20 protein-coding genes and 1 other RNA gene are annotated in these 19,747 nt (G+C 29.7%); 8 read left to right on the forward strand and 13 right to left on the reverse strand.

Annotated features, from left to right (window positions below; translation table 11 throughout):
- Positions 1–3: 3 nt before the first annotated feature.
- The 6 genes from rpmB to LPB302_RS04245 form a co-directional block, all read right to left on the reverse strand.
- The gene (rpmB, locus tag LPB302_RS04220) at positions 4–243 is read right to left on the reverse strand and encodes a 50S ribosomal protein L28 (RefSeq protein WP_015480566.1); all 240 of its coding nucleotides are present in this window, start codon (positions 241–243) and stop codon (positions 4–6) included.
- 78 nt (positions 244–321) lie between these two features.
- Positions 322–1,569 carry a competence/damage-inducible protein A gene (locus tag LPB302_RS04225; RefSeq protein WP_053975075.1) on the reverse strand — a complete coding sequence of 416 codons (1,248 nt, stop codon included), beginning with the start codon at positions 1,567–1,569 and terminating at the stop codon, positions 322–324.
- The gene (locus tag LPB302_RS04230) at positions 1,569–1,883 is read right to left on the reverse strand and encodes a hypothetical protein (RefSeq protein ID WP_053975076.1); all 315 of its coding nucleotides are present in this window, start codon (positions 1,881–1,883) and stop codon (positions 1,569–1,571) included. The genes LPB302_RS04225 and LPB302_RS04230 overlap by 1 nt, the downstream gene beginning before the upstream one ends.
- 1 nt (position 1,884) lies before the next feature.
- On the reverse strand, positions 1,885–2,493 hold the full coding sequence (locus LPB302_RS04235; RefSeq protein ID WP_053975077.1) for a fumarylacetoacetate hydrolase family protein: 609 nt from the start codon (positions 2,491–2,493) through the stop codon (positions 1,885–1,887).
- Positions 2,494–2,500: 7 nt separating this feature from the next.
- Positions 2,501–3,370 (reverse strand): formyltetrahydrofolate deformylase, encoded by an 870-nt coding sequence (gene purU, locus LPB302_RS04240; RefSeq protein ID WP_053975078.1) that lies wholly within the window; start codon positions 3,368–3,370, stop codon positions 2,501–2,503.
- A 40-nt stretch (positions 3,371–3,410) separates the two neighbouring features.
- Positions 3,411–4,250, reverse strand: a complete 840-nt coding sequence (locus LPB302_RS04245; protein ID WP_053975079.1) for a 1,4-dihydroxy-2-naphthoyl-CoA synthase — start codon at positions 4,248–4,250, stop codon at positions 3,411–3,413.
- A 69-nt stretch (positions 4,251–4,319) separates the two neighbouring features.
- On the opposite strand from LPB302_RS04245, the gene LPB302_RS04250 reads away from it, so the two are divergent.
- Positions 4,320–5,477 (forward strand): alpha/beta hydrolase-fold protein, encoded by a 1,158-nt coding sequence (locus LPB302_RS04250; protein WP_053975080.1) that lies wholly within the window; start codon positions 4,320–4,322, stop codon positions 5,475–5,477.
- A gap of 98 nt (positions 5,478–5,575) precedes the next feature.
- On the opposite strand, the gene LPB302_RS04255 is transcribed toward LPB302_RS04250, so the two are convergent.
- The 3 genes from LPB302_RS04255 to fsa form a co-directional block, all read right to left on the reverse strand.
- Positions 5,576–5,998, reverse strand: coding sequence for a S1 RNA-binding domain-containing protein (locus LPB302_RS04255; protein WP_053975081.1), 423 nt, complete (start codon positions 5,996–5,998; stop codon positions 5,576–5,578).
- A complete protein-coding gene (gene menD / locus LPB302_RS04260) occupies positions 5,998–7,656 on the reverse strand; it encodes a 2-succinyl-5-enolpyruvyl-6-hydroxy-3-cyclohexene-1-carboxylic-acid synthase (RefSeq protein ID WP_053975082.1) in 1,659 nt (552 codons plus the stop codon). Before menD ends, LPB302_RS04255 begins: the two co-directional genes overlap by 1 nt.
- 118 nt (positions 7,657–7,774) lie before the next feature.
- Positions 7,775–8,428, reverse strand: a complete 654-nt coding sequence (fsa, locus tag LPB302_RS04265) for a fructose-6-phosphate aldolase (protein WP_015480575.1) — start codon at positions 8,426–8,428, stop codon at positions 7,775–7,777.
- A gap of 177 nt (positions 8,429–8,605) precedes the next feature.
- Between fsa and LPB302_RS04270 the strand changes: the two genes are divergently transcribed.
- Entirely contained in the window at positions 8,606–9,637 is a 1,032-nt protein-coding gene (locus LPB302_RS04270) for a hypothetical protein (protein WP_053975083.1), read from the forward strand.
- On the opposite strand, the gene LPB302_RS04275 is transcribed toward LPB302_RS04270, so the two are convergent.
- Both LPB302_RS04275 and ffs read right to left on the reverse strand, forming a co-directional pair.
- Positions 9,634–10,437: an SDR family oxidoreductase gene (locus LPB302_RS04275; protein WP_053975084.1), complete on the reverse strand. Its 804-nt coding sequence runs from the start codon at positions 10,435–10,437 to the stop codon at positions 9,634–9,636. The two genes, LPB302_RS04270 and LPB302_RS04275, sit on opposite strands and share 4 nt — an antisense overlap.
- Before the next feature lie 52 nt (positions 10,438–10,489).
- Positions 10,490–10,588, reverse strand: an RNA gene (ffs, locus tag LPB302_RS04280) — signal recognition particle sRNA small type.
- 172 nt (positions 10,589–10,760) lie between these two features.
- On the opposite strand from ffs, the gene LPB302_RS04285 reads away from it, so the two are divergent.
- The 4 genes from LPB302_RS04285 to LPB302_RS04300 all read left to right on the forward strand — a co-directional run bounded on the left by LPB302_RS04285 (position 10,761) and on the right by LPB302_RS04300 (position 15,914).
- Positions 10,761–11,288, forward strand: a complete 528-nt coding sequence (locus LPB302_RS04285) for a DUF4199 domain-containing protein (protein ID WP_053975085.1) — start codon at positions 10,761–10,763, stop codon at positions 11,286–11,288.
- Positions 11,289–11,355: 67 nt separating this feature from the next.
- Positions 11,356–12,312 (forward strand): glycosyltransferase family 2 protein, encoded by a 957-nt coding sequence (locus LPB302_RS04290; RefSeq protein WP_053975086.1) that lies wholly within the window; start codon positions 11,356–11,358, stop codon positions 12,310–12,312.
- A 57-nt stretch (positions 12,313–12,369) separates the two neighbouring features.
- Complete coding sequence (locus tag LPB302_RS04295) at positions 12,370–14,085, forward strand: phospho-sugar mutase (protein WP_053975087.1); 1,716 nt, start codon at positions 12,370–12,372, stop codon at positions 14,083–14,085.
- The gene (locus tag LPB302_RS04300) at positions 14,085–15,914 is read left to right on the forward strand and encodes an ABC transporter ATP-binding protein (RefSeq protein WP_053975088.1); all 1,830 of its coding nucleotides are present in this window, start codon (positions 14,085–14,087) and stop codon (positions 15,912–15,914) included. Before LPB302_RS04295 ends, LPB302_RS04300 begins: the two co-directional genes overlap by 1 nt.
- On the opposite strand, the gene LPB302_RS04305 is transcribed toward LPB302_RS04300, so the two are convergent.
- Positions 15,906–17,318, reverse strand: coding sequence for a CCA tRNA nucleotidyltransferase (locus tag LPB302_RS04305; RefSeq protein ID WP_053975089.1), 1,413 nt, complete (start codon positions 17,316–17,318; stop codon positions 15,906–15,908). The genes LPB302_RS04300 and LPB302_RS04305 overlap by 9 nt on opposite strands.
- Positions 17,319–17,437: 119 nt before the next feature.
- Here LPB302_RS04305 and LPB302_RS04310 point away from each other — a divergent pair, with 119 nt between their 5' ends.
- Together LPB302_RS04310 and LPB302_RS04315 are read left to right on the forward strand one after the other, a co-directional pair.
- On the forward strand, positions 17,438–18,241 hold the full coding sequence (locus tag LPB302_RS04310; RefSeq protein WP_053975090.1) for an alpha-1,2-fucosyltransferase: 804 nt from the start codon (positions 17,438–17,440) through the stop codon (positions 18,239–18,241).
- Complete coding sequence (locus tag LPB302_RS04315; protein ID WP_074613564.1) at positions 18,238–18,996, forward strand: glycosyltransferase family 25 protein; 759 nt, start codon at positions 18,238–18,240, stop codon at positions 18,994–18,996. The genes LPB302_RS04310 and LPB302_RS04315 overlap by 4 nt, the downstream gene beginning before the upstream one ends.
- Here the strand turns inward: LPB302_RS04315 and LPB302_RS04320 are convergent.
- Positions 18,993–19,742 carry a glycosyltransferase family 2 protein gene (locus tag LPB302_RS04320; RefSeq protein ID WP_053975092.1) on the reverse strand — a complete coding sequence of 250 codons (750 nt, stop codon included), beginning with the start codon at positions 19,740–19,742 and terminating at the stop codon, positions 18,993–18,995. The two genes, LPB302_RS04315 and LPB302_RS04320, sit on opposite strands and share 4 nt — an antisense overlap.
- Positions 19,743–19,747 lie beyond the last annotated feature (5 nt).

Here is a 19,747-nt window from a genome sequence, read left to right on the forward strand (position 1 = left end):
TAATTATTTTGTTAAAAATCCGTTAGCTCTTGCTTCTTTGATAACTGCAGAAATTCCTTTCTTGTTAATATTTTTTAAAGCAGATGCAGATACTTTTAAAGTTACCCATTTATCTTCTTCTGGAATATAAAAACGCTTGGTCATTAAATTAGCGTCAAATGTTCTTTTAGTTCTATTTAATGCTTTAGAAACATTGTTTCCAACCATTGCTTTTTTTCCTGTTAATTCACAAACTCTAGACATCTTCTTAGACAGTTTTATAGTGTTATCTCTAAACGAGGTGCAAATCTACAAATAAATCTAATTCTGAACAAAACAATTTTACGAATTTTTTAATATTTCTTTTTCTAGCATTTCTAAAGCTTTATTTACTGTTTTATCGATTACTCTTCCTCTTGGTTTTCCAAAATTAAATTCTTCTACTAAAACTGAGTTTTCTGAAGCTATTGCAATAAAAACAATACCAACACTTTTATCATTGTGATCTTTAGTTGGCCCAGCATTACCTGTTACAGCAATTGCATAATCTGATTGTAGTTTTTGCTGTACTCCAATAGCCATTTCTTTAGCTACTTCTTTACTTACAACAGTATTGGTTTCTATAGTACTTTTAGCTACATTAAGTAAATCTTGCTTGGTTTCTGCAGAATATGCTACTATACTACCTTTAAAATAGGCAGATGAACCTGCTACAGAAACAATTGTTGCTGCAATTTTACCACCTGTTAAACTCTCTGCTGTTGCAATTGTTTTATTCTTGTTTTTTAAAAGTGTACCTATTTTATCTTCTAATTTTCCTCCTTCATCAAAACCACTTATAATATCTGGTATTAAATTATACAACTTTTCGATTTGCTCATTAATTCCGTTTTCTAATAGAGCTTTATCATCACCTTTTGCAGTTAATCGTAAACGAACTCTACCATAATTAGGTAAATATGCTAGTTTGATAAACGATGGCAAATTATTTTCGAATTCTTCTATTCTTTCTGCAACCACACTTTCTCCTTGACCATAAGTCATGATTGTTTTATGAACTATATAAGGTAATTTAAATTGTTTTTGAATTTTTGGTAATACTTCATATTTCATTAACCCTTTCATTTCATTAGGTACACCAGGTAAAGAAACAAAGACAATATTATTTTCGTAAAACCACATTCCAGGAGCTGTTCCATATAAATTTTTTAGCATAGTAGCTTTAGTAGGTAACATACCTTGCAATCTATTAGATTCTCCAAATGGAATTTTATATTTTTTAAATAATTGCTGAATATGATCTACAACATCATTATTCAATTCTAAGTGATCATCAAAATAAGAAGCAATAGTATGTTTGGTGATATCATCTTTTGTTGGCCCTAAACCTCCTGTAAGAATTACAATATCTACTCTATCTTGAGCTTCTTTTAAAGCATTTAAAATATGTTCTTTATCATCTTGGATAGAAGAAATTTGATGCACTGACACACCAATTTTGTTCAACTCTGTTCCTATCCATTGTGAATTGGTATCTACAATTTGTCCAATTAAAATTTCATCTCCTATTGTAATTATTTCTGCTCTCATTATTTTCCTATTTCATCAATATCAGCATCGCTATTATATTTCTTTTCTAATTTTTTCCTTAGCAAAATAAATAATCCATAAGGAATAATTATACTTAGTAATACTGATAAATTTCTGTTGTAACTAAAATCTTCTTGAACACTAAAGTTCGTACTGAAACCATAAATTAAAAGATAGATAAATCGAATTGCAAGTGAAGCAAAGAAACCCAAACAAAAATAAAAGACTTGACTCTTATTGTATCTTTTGGCCAAATAAACAAAACAACCGCCAATAAATACAGATGCTATAACTTGAAAAATAAAATTACCCAATTTATTTAACTCTAATATTAAAAGCTTCTTTACCTTCTATAACTCCTTTTAAATTATCATTCTCTGAAACTTTTCCAACTCCTGCTGGTGTTCCAGTAAATATTACATCTCCCTTTTTTAAAGTAAAGTACTGAGAAACATAAGCAATAAGTTCATCTACTTTCCAAAGCATAGAGGTTGTATTACCATCTTGAACCATTTCATCATTTTTATACAATTGAAAATTCAAATCATTGATTTCAAAATTTTCTTTTGGATAAAACTCCCCAATTACAGCACTACCATCAAACGCTTTGGCTTTTTCCCAAGGCAACCCTTTTTCTTTACATTTAGCTTGTACATCTCTAGCTGTAAAATCGATTCCTAAACCTACCTCATCATAATATTTATGAGCAAACTTGGCATCAATATGTTTACCAACTTTGTTGATTTTAACTAAAACCTCAACTTCATAATGAACGTCATTAGAAAAAGGTGGAATGAAAAACGGGTTTTTTCTAGGTAAAATAGCTGAGTCTGGCTTTAGAAAAACAACAGGATTTTCTGGCTTTTCATTTGCTAATTCCTCAATATGTTTTGCGTAATTGCGCCCAATGCAAATTATTTTCATAATTGAATTATTCTCCTGTTTCAGGAAATACAATTGCCCTGTTTCCAGAAACAATAATTTGGTTATTTAAATGATATTTGACAGCTCTAGCCAAGACTAACTTTTCTGTATCTGCACCAATTCTTTTTAATGTTTTGGTTGTACTTTCATGATTTACATGTTTTACATCCTGATCTATAATTGGCCCTTTATCTAAATCTTCCGTTGCATAATGAGCAGTTGCTCCTATTAGTTTTACACCCCTTTGATATGCCCTTTCATATGGGTTTGCTCCTTGAAAAGCAGGTAGAGAAGAATGATGGATATTAATAATTCTACCTTGATAATCGTTTATAAAACCAGAAGACAAAACTTGCATATATCTAGCCATAATAATTAAGTCTATATTATTAGCCTCTAACAAATCTCTTACTTGAGCTTCTTGTTGTAATTTTGTTTCTTTTGATATAGGCAAATGATAAAAAGGAATATTAAACATTTCTGCAACATACCTTAATTTATTATGATTGCTAATAACCAACTTTACATTACAATTTAAACCACCCTCTTTCGATCTTTCTAATAAATCATATAAATTATGACTTGTATGAGAAACCATTATAGCTACATTTTGTATTTCATCACCATAATTTACAGACCATTTAAATTCTAAAGGATTTGCAAGCGTTAAGAATTCTTCTTCTAAATTAGATTTTGAAATATCTGAACCTTCAGTGTTTAAGCGAATTCGCATAAAGTAAGTGTTCTCTAAAGCATTTACGTATTGCTGACAGCTTAAAATATTAAATCCTCTTTCGAAAAAGAAACTAGTAATTTTTGCAACTAAACCTTTTTGGTCTGGACATTGAATTAAAAAAGTTACAATTTGTGAATTCATTTTATTTACCTAAGATTTTATAAATGAAAAGATTTATTGACTATGGAATCCATTTTTTTGGAAAATTTGGCTTTCTCTTTTCTAGAAAAGCATCTCTACCTTCTTTAGCTTCATCTGTCATATATGCTAAACGTGTTGCTTCACCAGCAAAAACTTGTTGCCCAACCATACCATCATCTGTTAAATTCATGGCAAATTTTAGCATTTTTATTGATGTTGGACTTTTTTCCAAAATTTCTTGAGCCCATTCATAAGCTGTACTTTCTAATTCATCATGAGGAATTACAGCATTTACCATTCCCATTTCATAAGCTTCTTGAGCAGAATAATTTCTTCCTAAAAAGAAAATTTCTCTTGCTTTTTTCTGACCCACCATCTTTGCTAAATAAGCAGAACCATAACCACCATCAAAAGAAGTAACATCTGCATCTGTTTGTTTAAAAATGGCATTTTCTTTAGAGGCTAAAGTTAAATCGCAAACTACATGTAAACTATGTCCTCCACCAACAGCCCAACCAGGAACCACAGCAATTACTGCTTTTGGCATAAAACGTATTAACCTTTGGACTTCTAAAATATTTAAGCGATGATAACCATCATCACCTACATAACCTTGATGACCTCTTGCTTTTTGATCTCCTCCAGAACAAAAAGAATAGACTCCGTCTTTTGTACTTGGTCCTTCTGCAGAAAGTAAAACTACTCCTATTGAAGTATCTTCTCCTGCATCATAAAAAGCATCATATAATTCTTTAGTTGTTTTAGGTCTAAAAGCATTTCTAACATTTGGTCTGTTAAATGCAATCCTTGCTACACCATTACATTTTTTATAAGTAATGTCTTCATATTCTTTAGCAACTTTCCATTCAGGTTGTATCATATTTTTGTATTTTGTACGTTCTTGTTACTGATAAAACTTCGTTGTTTACAAAAATAAACATTCTAACTTATGATTAAGAAAACGCTATCACTTATATTTTTACTTTTTTGCTTTTATGGTTTTTCTCAAAACATTATAACAAAAGAATTAGAGTCTGATATATTAGAAACAAAAAGAAATGTAAAAATTTATATTCCAGAAAATTATGAATTGGACAGTATAAAAAACTATCCTTTAACTGTTGTTTTTGATGAAGAATATTTATTTGATACTTATGTTGGTAATGCTAAATTATTTGCTAAAAAAGACAAGGCACCAGAACAAATTATTGTTGGTATTTCTATGAATGAAACAAGAAGTAAAGATATTTCCTTTGATAGAAATTCTGGAAGATTATCCACATCTGCAAAATATTTTTATGAATTTGTAAGAGATGAAGTTATTTTTTACATGGAAAGTAATTATAGAACTTCTCCTTTTATAAGTATTGTTGGGCAAGGCTATTCTGCTAATTTAGTAACTCATTATCTAAAAGAAAATACAGCTTTTATAAATGCATTTATTTGTATTAACCCTAGTTTTTCTGATTTTATAGGTCAAGAATTACAATTGTATAATCTGCCAAAATATCTAAAGGAAGACAATACTTTTTATTTCTACACAAACAACTCAAGTTCATTTTCTAGTGAAAAACAGATAAAAATAGATCAAGTTCAGAAAGGATTATCTGGTTTAGAAATTAAAAATTTTAATGTAGTTAACGATGTCATAGAAACACCAAGTGCTGTTTCTGCAATTGGTGAGGCTATACCAAGAGCAATGACTAAAGTTTTTGAGGTGTATTCTGCAATTTCTAATGAGGAGTATGAGAAAAATATTAAAGAACTTTCACCTGAAGATGCTATTTATTATCTAGAGAACAAATATTTAGAAATTGAATTTCTTTTTGGAACGAATTTAGGCATCAGAGAAAAAGACATTTATGCCATTGAAAATATTGTGATTGAAAAAGAAAATGGAGATAAATTAAGAGACTTTGGAAAAATGATTTTAAAGCTTTTTCCTTCATCACCTTTAGGTGAATATTATATTGGCAGATACTATGAAACAGGTAAAATGTTTAAAAAAGCTTTAAAATATTATAAGATTGGCTATGGTAAGATGGATCCTGCAGATCCTAATTCTGACGCCTATTATGAGAATATTTTAAGATTGGGAGGACAATAATTTAGTTGACAGCATCAGAATAAGCAGTTGGCAGTCAAAATTGATTGTAATAATAAAGACTGCAAACTGAAGACTGAAGATCGAATACTACAAAATACCTACTTATTTAAAAGCTCAATTCTATCTTCTTTAATTACAATTAGCTTTTGTTTGTACAAATTACCAACTGCCTTTTTAAAAGCTTTTTTACTCATTTTCATATGAAAACGTATAGAATCTGGAGAACTTTTATCTGTAAGCAATAAAAACCCTTCTCTACTATCTTTTAACTTTTGTAAAACTTTTTCCACATCTGAATCAATTACATTTCTAAAACCTTGAGGTCTTAAAGAAACATCTATTTTTCCATCTTCTCTAATGTTTTTGATATAGCCAGTAACCTCCATATTTTCTTCTAATGGCTGAAAAACTTCGCTTCTAAAAAGCAAACCATCAAACTCTTCATTTATTAAAACTGTGTAACCTAATCCTGTTTCAGTTTCAATAATTAACTGCACTTTATCTCCTTCTTGTAAATCCATTATTTGATATATTTAAAATATTCTTTTAAAATTTTATCATTCTCTATACTTGGGGTAAAGATTTCTAAAATTTTAGGTTGATTTGATTCTTTATAAAAATTTTCTAACTCTTCTTGAACAGAAATTGTTGAAAACGCTTTTTGATACTCAAAATTATGCATTTTGCATAGATGTTCTGCTGTTAAACAATGTGGAGTTTCAAAATATTGAGTTGCATTTGTTGTTTTGGGGCCAGGAATAATTTTAAAAATTCCTCCTCCTGAATTATTTACTAAAATAATTCTAAAATTAGTAGGAATGTTTTTATTCCATAAACCATTACTATCGTAGAAAAAACTTAAATCTCCAGTAATAAAAACGGTTTGTTTATTGCAAGCAAAAGCTGCTCCAATTGCAGTTGATGTACTACCATCTATACCACTTGTACCTCTGTTACAGAAAACCTCTAAGGTTGTATCAATGGTAAACATTTGTCCATATCTAATAATAGCACTATTACTAAATTGCAACTGACTTTCTTTTGGAATACTTTCTAAAACTTGTTCAAAAACTTTTAAATCTGAATGCTCTATGCTAGCCAAATACTCAGCATGTTTTTGCCTTCTTTTATCTCTAATAGCTAACCATTTAGGTTGATAATTACTCTGCTTCTTAGATATAATACTATTAAATTTAGTAAAAAAATCGACTGGTTTCGTTTGTATAAATTCAGACAAGCAGAAAAAAGTATTTGTTGCTTTCTTTTCATCAATATTCCAATGATGTTTAGGCCGGTAATCTCTTAAGAATCGTTTAATTCTTTTAGAAACAATCATACCACCAAAAGTGATTAAAATATCTGGCTGTAATTCTTTAAACTCTTCATCACCTAAAGAAAAAATTAATTGATCTATAGCGTTTATTGCTTTAGAATGATGCAGATTAGATGTGGTTTCAGTAAGTAGAATCACAGAATCATCTTCAGAATACAAATCCATTAATTTATGCAACTCAGTATCTGGATAATTAACGCCAATTACTAGCATCTTTTTTTCTGCTGAATTCCAAATTTTGGCCAATTCTGAATAATTAATATTAGAATTATCTAATGAACTACTGCTTATATGAGGAAAATGAAAATTACTTAATTGATTTACAGTTTCGTACAAAGGCTCATCAAAAGGAACATTTATATGTACAGGACCTTTATTAGAGTTTGCCAACTGCAAAGCCTCACCAATTAATTGTGCATTTCTGGTTTTGAACTTAGGATTCTCTATAAGGTTAGCTGAAAATAAAATATGATTTTCAAATACGTTTTCCTGACGAATTGTTTGACCATCACCAATATCTATTAAATGTTTTGGCCTATCTGCAGAAATTACAACTAAAGGAATATTACTATAAAAAGCCTCTGAAATTGCAGGATAATAATTTAGTAATGCAGAACCAGAAGTACATAAAACTGCCACTGGCTTTTGTGTTTGCTGTGCTATACCTAAAGCAAAAAAAGCTGCACATCTTTCATCTACAACACTTAACGTTTCTATTTCTGGATGGTTAGAAAAACCAATCGTTAAAGGCGCATTTCTAGAACCTGGAGAAATAACTACTGTATCAACATTAAATTGTTGACAGGCTGCTATTACTAATTGTGCAAGTTCTTTTTTTGGATACATGAAAATCAATAGAGATTTAAATGCAAAGTTACGAAGAGATAAATATTTAAAAGAAAAAAAAGCCAGAAACTAAAAGGTTTTTAATTTCTGACTTTCTATAGAAAATATTGTTGTGGATTTAGTTTCCTTTATTAAAATCTGCTAAAAATTTAGCCAAACCAATATCTGTTAATGGGTGCTTTAATAAACCTTCAATAGCACTTAAAGGACCAGTCATAACATCTGCACCAATTTTAGCACAATCAATAACATGCATTGTGTGTCTTACAGAAGCTGCTAAAATTTCAGTTTCAAAACCATAGTTGTTGTAAATTGTTCTAATTTCTGCAATTAAGTTTAAACCATCTGTAGAAATATCATCTAATCTACCAATAAAAGGAGATACATAAGTTGCACCTGCTTTGGCTGCTAATAAAGCTTGCCCAGCAGAAAAAACTAAAGTTACATTTGTTTTAATTCCTTTTGATGAGAAATACTTACAAGCTTTAATTCCGTCTTTAATCATAGGTAATTTTACTACAATCTGAGGATTTAAAGCTGCTAATGCTTCACCTTCTTTAACCATTCCATCAAAATCTGTAGAAATAACCTCTGCAGAAACATCTCCATCTACTAATTCACAAATTGCTTTATAATGATTGATGATATTATCTTGACCAGTAATACCTTCTTTAGCCATTAATGATGGGTTAGTTGTTACACCATCTAAAACACCTAAAGCTTGTGCTTCTTTAATCTGCTCTAAATTAGCAGTATCTACGAAAAATTTCATGCTTTGAAAATTAAATTTATTTTCGTCAAAGATAAAAAACTATGACTTTTCTAAAGGGCATTCCCAAATTATTTTTCACACAAAATAGTAACAATTAAAATGCTTATATTTTGTTAAATATCAACTCAATTCGTTTTTACTTTTTAAAACCTTTACTTTTGTAGAAAAGAGCGTATTTTGAATTCTATAAAAACTTTTACTTTACTGCTAATTATTTGTTTAACAACATCTTGTTCTACTTCAGAAACAACAGAAGTTATAGATAATGGAACAACAGAGATCATAGAATGTGTTACTACAGATATTTCTGTTTCAGAAGCAGATAATGTAGTTACACCTCATGCAACAAATCCTGTGGTTTGGGAAGGTACTTTTAATGATGACACTGTAACTATAAGTTTTACAACTCCTGTTGGTTCTGATGGAGAAACTGAAACCAAAGCTTTTATTTTTAACAAAAAAGACGATTGCTTAACTAAAAATAGAGCTTACGAATATTATAATGGAGAAAGTGTAGATGTTTCAGCAGTTACAGAAATGGATATATCTGAATTTTACATCAAAGAATGGGTTGTAGATGAAAAACTTACAGGTTTTGTTGTGTATACAGACCCTCATGACAAAATAACCTATTCTAAGAAGTTTTATGTTGAGTTTACTGCTGATGATTTTCAAGTAGAATTTACAAACTTCTTGCTTTTTGAAGACTGTATGTTAGATAAACTTCCTGCAGAGATTGATATGAATTCTGATGGAATTGTAGACTTTAAATTAACTTATGATGAAGTAAATGATGTTGGTAATAGGCCAAGATATAATCAATATACAATTAAGTTAACCTCAACTTTTGAAGATCAAAATAAAATATTGTCTCCGGTTAAAAATCAAGAACCTTATTTTATAGTTCACGAACCACCTTTTACCTCAGAAAACAAAACACAATATATTAATGGTGTTAAAGATGCACTAGATGTTTTTTACGAATATGATGCTCCTTATCAAAACTTCAATTATTTCCTAAACAATAATTTGACCTACAGTAGTACTTTAAAAAATAATAAAGACGATTATTTTATAATTAGTATGACTTTAAACAATGAAGTATATTATGGTTGGATAAAGTTTTCTGTAAATACTCAAAATTGTGAAGCTTCAATTATAGACACTTTCTTAAGTTCTATAGCCAACGAACATGTGAGTGTAAATTAAAGTTTATAGTGATTCATTAAAATTTTCTCATAAATTCTGTCTGGTAAAATTCTTTTTAATACAATCGAAAACTTTTCTAAAGGATTCCCAACCTTGTAATGAATTTTAGGATTCTTCGTATTTGTAATTTTGTAGATAACTTTTGCCATTTCAATAGGGTCCTTACCTCCATCAACATCTGCATCAATAATTTTTAAATTATTTTCATAATCTATTTTGTAAGCAGAATCTTCAAAAATAGGTGTATGGTATCTTCCTGCAGCAATATTCGTAGCAAAGTCACCTGGAGCAATACTTACTACATTTATTCCAAAACCTTTAACCTCCATACTAACACCCTCTGTAATTAGTTCTAAAGCACCTTTAGAACCTGAATATAAACTTCTAAAAGGTAAACCCATATAACCAGCAATTGAAGTTACATTTGCTATAGTTCCAGATTTTTGTTTTCTCATTTGTGGCAATACTGCTTTCATTACATCTATAGCTCCAAATAAATTAGTATCAAAAACGGCTTTCATTTCTGCTGTAGGCGTATCTTCAATAGGACCAGTAATACCCATACCTGCATTATTTACTAATACATCTAGGCTTCCACTCTTATCAATAATATATTTAACTGCAGCTTTAATAGAATCATTATCTAAAACATCTAAAGCAATTAATTCAAAAGTAAAATTTTCTAAATTTTTAGGATTTCTACTAGTTCCATAAACCTGATATCCTTTTTGCTGTAAATAAGTGGCTACAGCTTTTCCTATTCCTGATGATGCTCCTGTAACTAAAACTATTTTAGACATATATTCTGTTTAAAAAAAATCAATATTACAAAATCTAAATTTAGGGCACAAAAAATGGCAAGCTACCTACATCACACTGCTACAACCTAATACCTTTGCTGTGTTCCCACCCTGGAGGATTCAAAGGGAGCTAGTTGTGTAGAACTTGCCACTGCAAATTTACATTCTATTTTTAAATTAGCAATCAAAAAAATATTAAAATTTTTGTAACAATTATAACTTCTTGATTACTAATAATATGTTTTTAGGCTTAATCATAGCAATAAAAAAGCCATCAACAAGAAATTAATATATTTGTAACTCATCAACTAACATTAAAAAAAATGGAAAACCAAGCAAGTAGTAAAAGTATTATTTTAAATAACGGTTTATATTATGGAATCGTAACAATTTTAGCTAGTCTAGTAATTTATGCTTTAGGCATGCATTTAGAACCAACAGGAGGCTATATTAACTTCGCTGTTATTGCTATTGCCTTAATTGCATTTCCAATTATGGGAATGTCTACATTTAAGAAAAACAATGGAGGCTTTATGACTTGGGGTCAAGGAGTAAAAATTGGAGTAGGTATTGTTATTATTGGGTCTCTAATTGGAGTTTTATATCAGCATATATTTACAGGATTTATTGAGCCAGAATTTTATGCTCAAGTAGAAGAAATGACTAGAAAAGGTCTTTTTGATGCAGGAATGACTGAAGAACAAATTAATGCTCAAATCGAAATGCAAAGTAAATTTCAAGGTACTATTATAGGAGATGCTATTGGATTATTATTTATGGCATTTGTAGGTTTTGTAGTTTCTGCAATAGTTGCAGCTGTTAAAAAACATACAGAAGAAGAAACATATTAATTCTTAAGAAATACGTCTTTTTAAGATACTTTCTTAACTTTACATTTCGTAACCAGATAAAAGACATATGGAAATTTCGGTAGTAATACCACTTCTTAATGAAGAAGAATCTTTACAAGAATTACACGATTGGATTGCAAATGTTATGCAATCCAATCGTTATTTATATGAAATTATTTTTATTGATGATGGGAGTACAGATGCTTCTTGGAAAAAAATAGAAGAATTATCTAATAAAAATCAATCAGTAAAAGGAATTCGCTTTCAAAAAAACTATGGAAAATCTCAGGCACTAGATGCCGGATTTGAATTGGCACAAGGTAGAGTTGTAATTACCATGGATGCTGATTTGCAAGATAATCCAGAAGAAATACCTGAGCTATACAATTTAATTGTAGATGAAAATTTTGATCTAATTTCTGGGTGGAAAAAGAAACGTTATGATAACGTTGTAACAAAAAACTTACCTTCTAAATTGTTTAATGCTGCCGCCAGAAAAACTTCTGGTTTAAAACTTCATGATTTTAATTGTGGTTTAAAAGCATACAAAAACGAGGTAATCAAGAGCATTAAAGTAAGTGGTGAAATGCACAGGTATATACCTGTTTTAGCCAAAAATGAAGGCTATCATAAAATTGGAGAAAAGGTAGTGCAACATCAAGCAAGAAAGTATGGAGAAACTAAATTTGGAATGGATCGATTCGTGAATGGTTTTTTAGATTTAATTACCATTTCATTTCTATCTAAGTTTGGTAAAAGACCTATGCATTTTTTTGGTCTTTGGGGTACTTTTATGTTTTTATTTGGAACATCTGCAGCATTTTATATTGGTGCTTTTAAACTTTACAAAGTTTTCAACGGAATTAAAACTATACTTGTTACAGATAACCCTTGGTTTTATATTGCATTAACTTCCATGATTTTAGGTACTTTACTCTTCTTAGCAGGATTTCTTGGAGAACTTATTATTAAATCTAAAAACAATGAAAAACACTATACAATAAAAGAAAAACTAAATTTCTAACTGTATATTTGTATTCAATCAAACAAAAAAATACTATAACCCATTAAACTCTAACTCATGACAGACTTTGTTAACAAGGCAAAACAGTGGTTAACTCCAACTTTTGACGCAGAAACACAATCAGAAATTCAAAATTTAATCGATTCTAATCAATCTGAATTAGCAGATCGTTTTTATAAAGATATGGAGTTTGGTACAGGAGGTATGAGAGGTGTAATGGGTGCTGGTACTAATAGAATAAACAAATATACTTTAGGTAGAGCTACTCAAGGTTTATCTAACTATTTAATAGAAAATGTTTCTAAAAAAGAAATTAGAGTTGTTATTGCATACGATTGCAGACATAATAGTAAAAAGTTTGCAAAAGTGGTTGCAGATGTTTTATCTGCCAATAATATTAAAGTTTTTCTATTCGAAGATTTAAGGCCCACTCCAGAATTATCATTTGCAGTTCGTCATTTAAACTGTGATGCAGGTATAGTATTAACAGCATCTCACAATCCACCTGAATACAATGGTTACAAAGTATATTGGGCAGATGGTGGTCAAATTGTTCCTCCACATGATAGTGGAATAATTGGTAAGGTAAATGCATTAGAGTTTTCTGAAATAAATTTTGATGCCAATGAAGATTTAATTGAGGTTATAGGTAAAAATGTAGACGATGTTTTTATTGAAGCTTCCGTAAAAAACGGTTCTTTATCAGATAAAATAGATAGAAATAGTCTAAAAATTGTTTTTACACCTTTGCATGGTACATCAATCATGTCTATACCAGATGCCTTAAAAGGTGCAGGTTACACAGATGTTCATATTGTTGAAGAGCAACGTAAACCAAATGGAGATTTTCCTACAGTAAAATCACCAAATCCAGAAGAGCCAGAAGCATTACAAATGGCTACAGAATTAGCCAATAATATTGGTGCAGATATAGTAATTGGTACAGACCCAGATTGTGATAGATTAGGTGTTGCTGTTAGAGATTTAAATGGTGATATGAAATTATTAAATGGTAACCAGACTATGGTTGTTATGACAGATTTCTTATTAAGAAAATGGAAAGAAGAAGGTAAAATTAATGGAAAACAATTTGTAGGATCTACAATTGTTTCTACTGAATTAGTAAACCAAATTGCAGCCAATTATAATGTTGAAACTAAAGTTGGTTTAACAGGTTTTAAATGGATTGCAAAAATGGTAGTAGATTTTCCAGAACTTGATTTTATTGGTGGTGGAGAAGAAAGTTTTGGTTACATGGTTGGAGACTTCGTTAGAGATAAAGATGCAGTTACAGCAACTCTGTTAGCTTGCGAAGTTGCAGCATATGCAAAACAAAATGGAAGTTCATTTTATCATGAATTACTTAACCTGTATGTAGAAAATAGTTTTTACAAAGAGCACTTAATTTCAATTACCAAAAAAGGTATGGATGGTGCTGCAGAAATACAACAAATGTTAAGTGATATGAGAAACAATCCATTAACTAAAATTGATGGAGAAAAAATAGAATCTCTATCTGATTATCAAGCATCAACCAAAAAGAGTTTAATAACTGGTGAGGTTTCTACAATGGACATACCAAAATCTAATGTTCTTATTTATCAAACTGCATCTGGAACCAGAATTGCAGCAAGACCTAGTGGAACAGAGCCTAAAATAAAATTTTATTTTAGTGTGAATGCTCCTTTAGATAAAGTTGAAAATGCAGAAAAAGTAGAAGACGCTTTAGATGCTAAGATTCAACGAATCATAAAAGAGATGAAATTACATTAATGGGTTATTTTAAAGATATTCTTAAATACGAGAAAAAGTATAGAAAGTTTACACTACTAAATGTAGTTTTTAATATTTTCTATGCCATTTTTAACGTTCTTTCTGTATTAGCTTTTATTCCTGTTTTAGGAATTTTGTTTGAGACAGATAAAGAAATTGTAGTAGAGCCAACATATAATGGGATTACTAATATTGGTTCGTATTTAAAAGAGAGTTTCTATTTTTTTATATCAGAAAAAATTGAAAATGATGGACAAATACAAACACTTTTATTTATTTGTTTATTGGCACTATCATTATTCTTTTTAAAGAATTTCTTTAGGTATTTAGCTTCTTATGTAATTACCTTTTTAAGAACAGGTATTGTTAAAGATTTAAGAGATAAACTATATCATAAAATTGTAGAACTGCCTATCTCCTATTTCACTGAAAAACGAAAAGGAGATATTATTGCAAGAATGACTGCAGATGTGCAAGAAGTAGAAGTATCTATTTTAACCTCTATAGAAACCATTGTTAGAGAACCTTTAACTGTAGTTATTGCAATTTCTATTATGTTATTTATGAGTGTAAAACTTACACTCTTTGTATTTATTCTTTTACCTGTATCTGGCTTTATTATTTCATCAATAAGTAAAAAATTAAAAGCTAATTCAGTTAAAGCGCAGCAAGAAACTGGTACGTTTTTATCGTTTATAGAAGAAACATTGTCTGGTTTAAGAGTTATAAAAGGCTTTAATTCAGAAAAAATAATTGAGCGTAAATTCAATAACTCAACTACAACTTTTAAGAATTTAATGACTAGCGTTTTTCATAGACAAACACTTGCATCACCAATGAGTGAGTTTTTAGGTTCTGCAACAATAATCGCTATTCTTTGGTTTGGAGGTAGAGAGGTTTTATCTAATACTAGTTCTTTACAACCAGATGAATTTATGGGTTATATTGTTTTATTTTACACAGTACTAAACCCAATAAAACTTATAACTACATCTTACTATAATATTCAGAAAGGAGAAGCTTCTGCAGAACGAATTATGCAAGTTCTCAATACAGAAAACCATATTAAGGATAAACCAGACGCTACTGTAAAAAGTGAATTTAATAGTAAGATTGAGTTTAAAAACATCTCTTTTAAGTACAAGAAAGATTACGTTTTAAAAGATTTTTCTTTAACAATTAACAAAGGAGAAACTGTTGCTTTAGTTGGTCAGTCAGGAAGTGGTAAATCTACTTTAGCCAATTTAATTACACGTTTTTATGATGTAAATTCAGGTGATATTCTAATTGATGGAGAAAGTATTAAAAACATCACCAAAAAATCTTTAAGAGATTTAATGGGTATTGTAACTCAGGAATCAATTTTATTTAATGACACTGTAGAAAACAATATAAAGTTAGGTACAGAAAATGCTTCTTCTGAAGAAATTCTAGAAGCTTCTGAAATTGCAAATGCAAACGAATTCATTCAAAATTTACCCGAAAAATTTCAAACGAATATTGGTGATAGTGGAGGCACTTTATCTGGAGGTCAAAAACAACGTTTATCTATTGCAAGAGCAGTTTTAAAGAATCCACCAATAATGATTTTAGATGAAGCTACTTCTGCTTTAGATACTGAATCTGAGCAATTGGTACAGTTGGCATTAGAAAAAATGATGCAGAACAGAACTTCTTTAGTAATTGCACACAGATTGTCTACCATTCAAAAAGCAGATACTATAGTTGTAATGAAAAAAGGACAAATAGTAGAACAAGGTAAACATGAGGAGCTACTCACTAAAAAAGGTGAATACTTTAAGTTAGTAACAATGCAAAGTTTAAGCTAATTTTAAACCCAAAGCCAAACCTTTTTCAATCATAAAGTCATAAGAAGCTTGGTGCTCATTAGGTATATCTCCTTCTAGAATTGCTTCTTTAATAGCCTCTTTTATTTGACCAATTTCTCTGCAAGGTTTTATATTAAAAGCCTTCATAATTTCTTCACCAGTAATTGGTGGCTGAAAATTTCGAATTCGATCTCTTTCTTCTACTTCTTTAATTTTGGTTCTTACTAACTCAAAATTTTTGTGATATTTCTTAAATTTTCTAGGGTTTTTAGTAGTAATATCTGCTTCACATAATGTCATTAAATCATTAATTTCGTCACCTGCATCAAAAACTAATCGTCTAACAGCAGAGTCTGTAACATCTGATGCTAAAACAATAGGTCTAGAACTTAATAACACCATTTTTTGCACAAACTTCATCTTCGCATTTAATGGCATTTTTAACCTTTTAAAAATCTTGTAAACCATTTTAGAACCCACAAACTCATGGCTATGAAACGTCCAGCCTACTTTTTTAGAAAATCTTTTGGTAGGTGCTTTTCCAACATCATGCAATAAAGCAGCCCATCTTAACCATACATCTTCTGTATGTTTGGCAATATTATCAACTACTTCAAGAGTGTGATAAAAGTTGTCTTTATGCTTTTGTCCTTCTACTTCCTCTACTCCTTTTAAAGCAATTAATTCTGGTAAAATTTGAGGTAATAATTTCGTTTTTTCCAGCAATAAAAAACCAATTGATGGCTCTGCAGAAGCCAATATTTTATTTAATTCTACTACTATGCGTTCTTTTGTAATGATTTTTAAACGATGTGCATTTTTAGAAATGGCAGCCAAAGAAGAAGCTTCGATTTTAAAATTTAATTGAGTTGCAAAACGTATGGCACGCATCATTCTTAATGGATCATCAGAATAAGTAATATCTGGATTTAAAGGAGTTCTAATAGTTTTATCCTCTAAATCTTGAATACCATTAAAAGGGTCTAACATATCACCATAATTAGATTCATTTAAACTTAGAGCCAATGCATTTATGGTAAAATCTCTTCTATTCTGATCATCTTGTAACGTGCCAACAGAAACTTCTGGGTTTCTACTTTCTTCTGAATACGATTCTTTTCTAGCCCCAACAAACTCAATTTCTACATCTTTATAACGTAACATAGCTGTACCATACGTTTTAAAAACTTGAACTTTTGGTTTATTTGGTAACAGCTTTGATACTTGTAAAGCCAAATCAATTCCACTACCAATTGCAACAACATCTATATCTTTAGCAGTACCTCTTTTCAAAAAGAAATCACGTACAAAACCACCAATCACATAAGAATCTATTTTTAGATTTTTTGAGGCTTGAGAAATGAACATAAATATTTCTGAGGATAAGGCTTCTTTGTAATTCATGTGTTTTTGAAAAAATGCAAATTTATTGTTTTCAGATGTTTTAAGCGCAAATTGACAAAAGAAATTGTCATAACATTCGTACTTTTGTGTGTACTCAATTTTAAATTTAGATATTTTTAATGGTTATTGTTAGAATTCTTGGTGGCCTTGGAAACCAAATGTTTCAATATGCATACGCAAAATCTTTAGCCCTTAAAGGATTAAAAGTACAAATAGATATATCTAAATTTAAAAGCTACAAATTACATGGTGGTTATCATTTAGATCAGTTTAATATTGATTTAGAAACTTCATCACAATTACCTGTACTACTTTCTAAAATAGGTCTAAAAAAATCAATAAAAGAGAAAAGTTTATTGTTTGATGAAAATCTGCTAAAAGTTGATGAGAATGCCTTTATAAAAGGATATTTTCAAACTGAAAAATACTTCTTAGATATTAGAGATATTCTCTTGAAGCAATTTACCATTAAAAGTGAACTATCATCATCAACCAAAGCAATTAAAAATCAAATTAATTCTTGTGAAGTTAGTTGCTCTCTGCACATAAGGAGAGGCGATTATATTTCTGACAAAAAAGCGAATAAAGTTCATGGCACTTGCGATTTAGCTTATTATCAAAGAGCTATTTTCTATATTTCTGATCAATACAAAAATGTTCATTTTTTTGTATTTTCTGATGATATAGCTTGGGTAAAAAGTAACTTAAATGTAGAAAATGCGACTTTTATATATCATAAAGTAATTCCTCACGAAGACCAATATTTAATGAGTCTATGCAAACATAATATAACTGCAAATAGCAGTTTTTCTTGGTGGGGAGCTTGGTTAAATCAACATCAGGAGAAAATTGTTATAGCTCCTAAACAATGGTTTGTAGAAAAAGAAAATGAAGTAGCATGTAAATCCTGGATTAAATTATGATTTCCTATAAATTCTACTACATAAATCTTGACAAAAGTAAGGATAGACGTGCTTTTATGGAAAAGCAATTTTCGGATATCAATATTCCCATTACAAGAATTTCTGCTACTTATGGTAAAAATTTAGCTCCTAAAGTATTAAAGGAAGAAAAGAGTAAACATAATATTTTGGCTCATTATCCTTTACCAAATGATGGGGAAATTGGAATTTGTTTAACCCATTTTAAATTGTGGGAATATCTTTCTAATCAACCAGAAGATTTTTCTATTGTGTTAGAGGATGATGCCTTAATACAAAACAATTTTATTGATGATTTAGAATCTTTGTTAGGGCAAATTACAACGAATGATTTTTTAGACATCTCAGGTAAAAAAGGATTTTATTCACTACAAAAAAGCGAATTACTAACTACTTATTTAATGCCTCCTGTTTTAATGATAGGTCAAATTATAGGTAAAAATGCTGCAAAAAACCTTTCTATAAATTTAAGTGATTATTATGCACCCATTGATGTAATGAAGCAAGATGTTTACAAACACAAGGTTCATTTATATTCTACCAACAAACAATATGTAAGAAGTATTGATAAAGAAATGGGTGGAAGCACTATTCAGCAAAACAACATGATTGCTTGGAAAAAAGTGATTCGAGAAATTTTTAGACCTTTTTGGCAAGTGCTTTCTTTGTTTACCTACAAATTACAAAGAGTAATTAGAAATTACTTTTTTTATTCTCATTCAGAAAACAAAATTTAATCAGGTTTTTGATTTAAAGCCCAAAGCTTTATATACCTCACATAAACACCATATGCTTGAGCTCTAGCATAAATGAATCCCCTAAAGCCATCTAAAAAGCCCAACCTTATAAAAAAATGAATAAAAAAACGCGCTATAGGCTTAATCAATAAGTGATAAAAATTCACTTTTTTTCCTTCAGAAAAATACTGTTTAGCTCTTAATGCACCATAATGATTCATTTTAGAGATGTAATGATCATATCCTCTATAAGAATAATGTTGAATTCTATTCATAAAAAAACCTAAGTCTCCTTCTGTGTAAATCGTTTCATGAACAACTCCTTTATAAACACAAAACTCTTTTAAAAATAATCTTACAACTTTGTCTCTTTGACAACCTCCGTATTTAAGGTGTTTACCTACAAAGTAGAAACTTCTACCCACGTAAAAACCAACTTTCCCTTTTGGGTTTTTAACAGCTTCTAAAATTTCTTTTTCTACTTCTGGAGTTACCCTTTCATCTGCATCTAAAACATAAATCCAAGGATTTGTAGCTTGATCAATTGCAAAGTTTTTTTGAGAAGAAAAATCATCAAACTTTCGTTTGATGATTTTTACATTATGCTTTTCTGCTAACTGAACAGTATTATCAGAACTATAAGAATCTATAACAATTATTTCATCAGCAAAATTAACGGACTCAATAGCTGCTTCAATATGAATTTCTTCATTTAAAGTGGGAATTATAGCAGTAATTTTCGTCATATAAT

The sequence above is a fragment of the Polaribacter dokdonensis genome (genome assembly GCF_024362345.1).
Classification (GTDB): Bacteria; Bacteroidota; Bacteroidia; order Flavobacteriales; family Flavobacteriaceae; genus Polaribacter; species Polaribacter dokdonensis.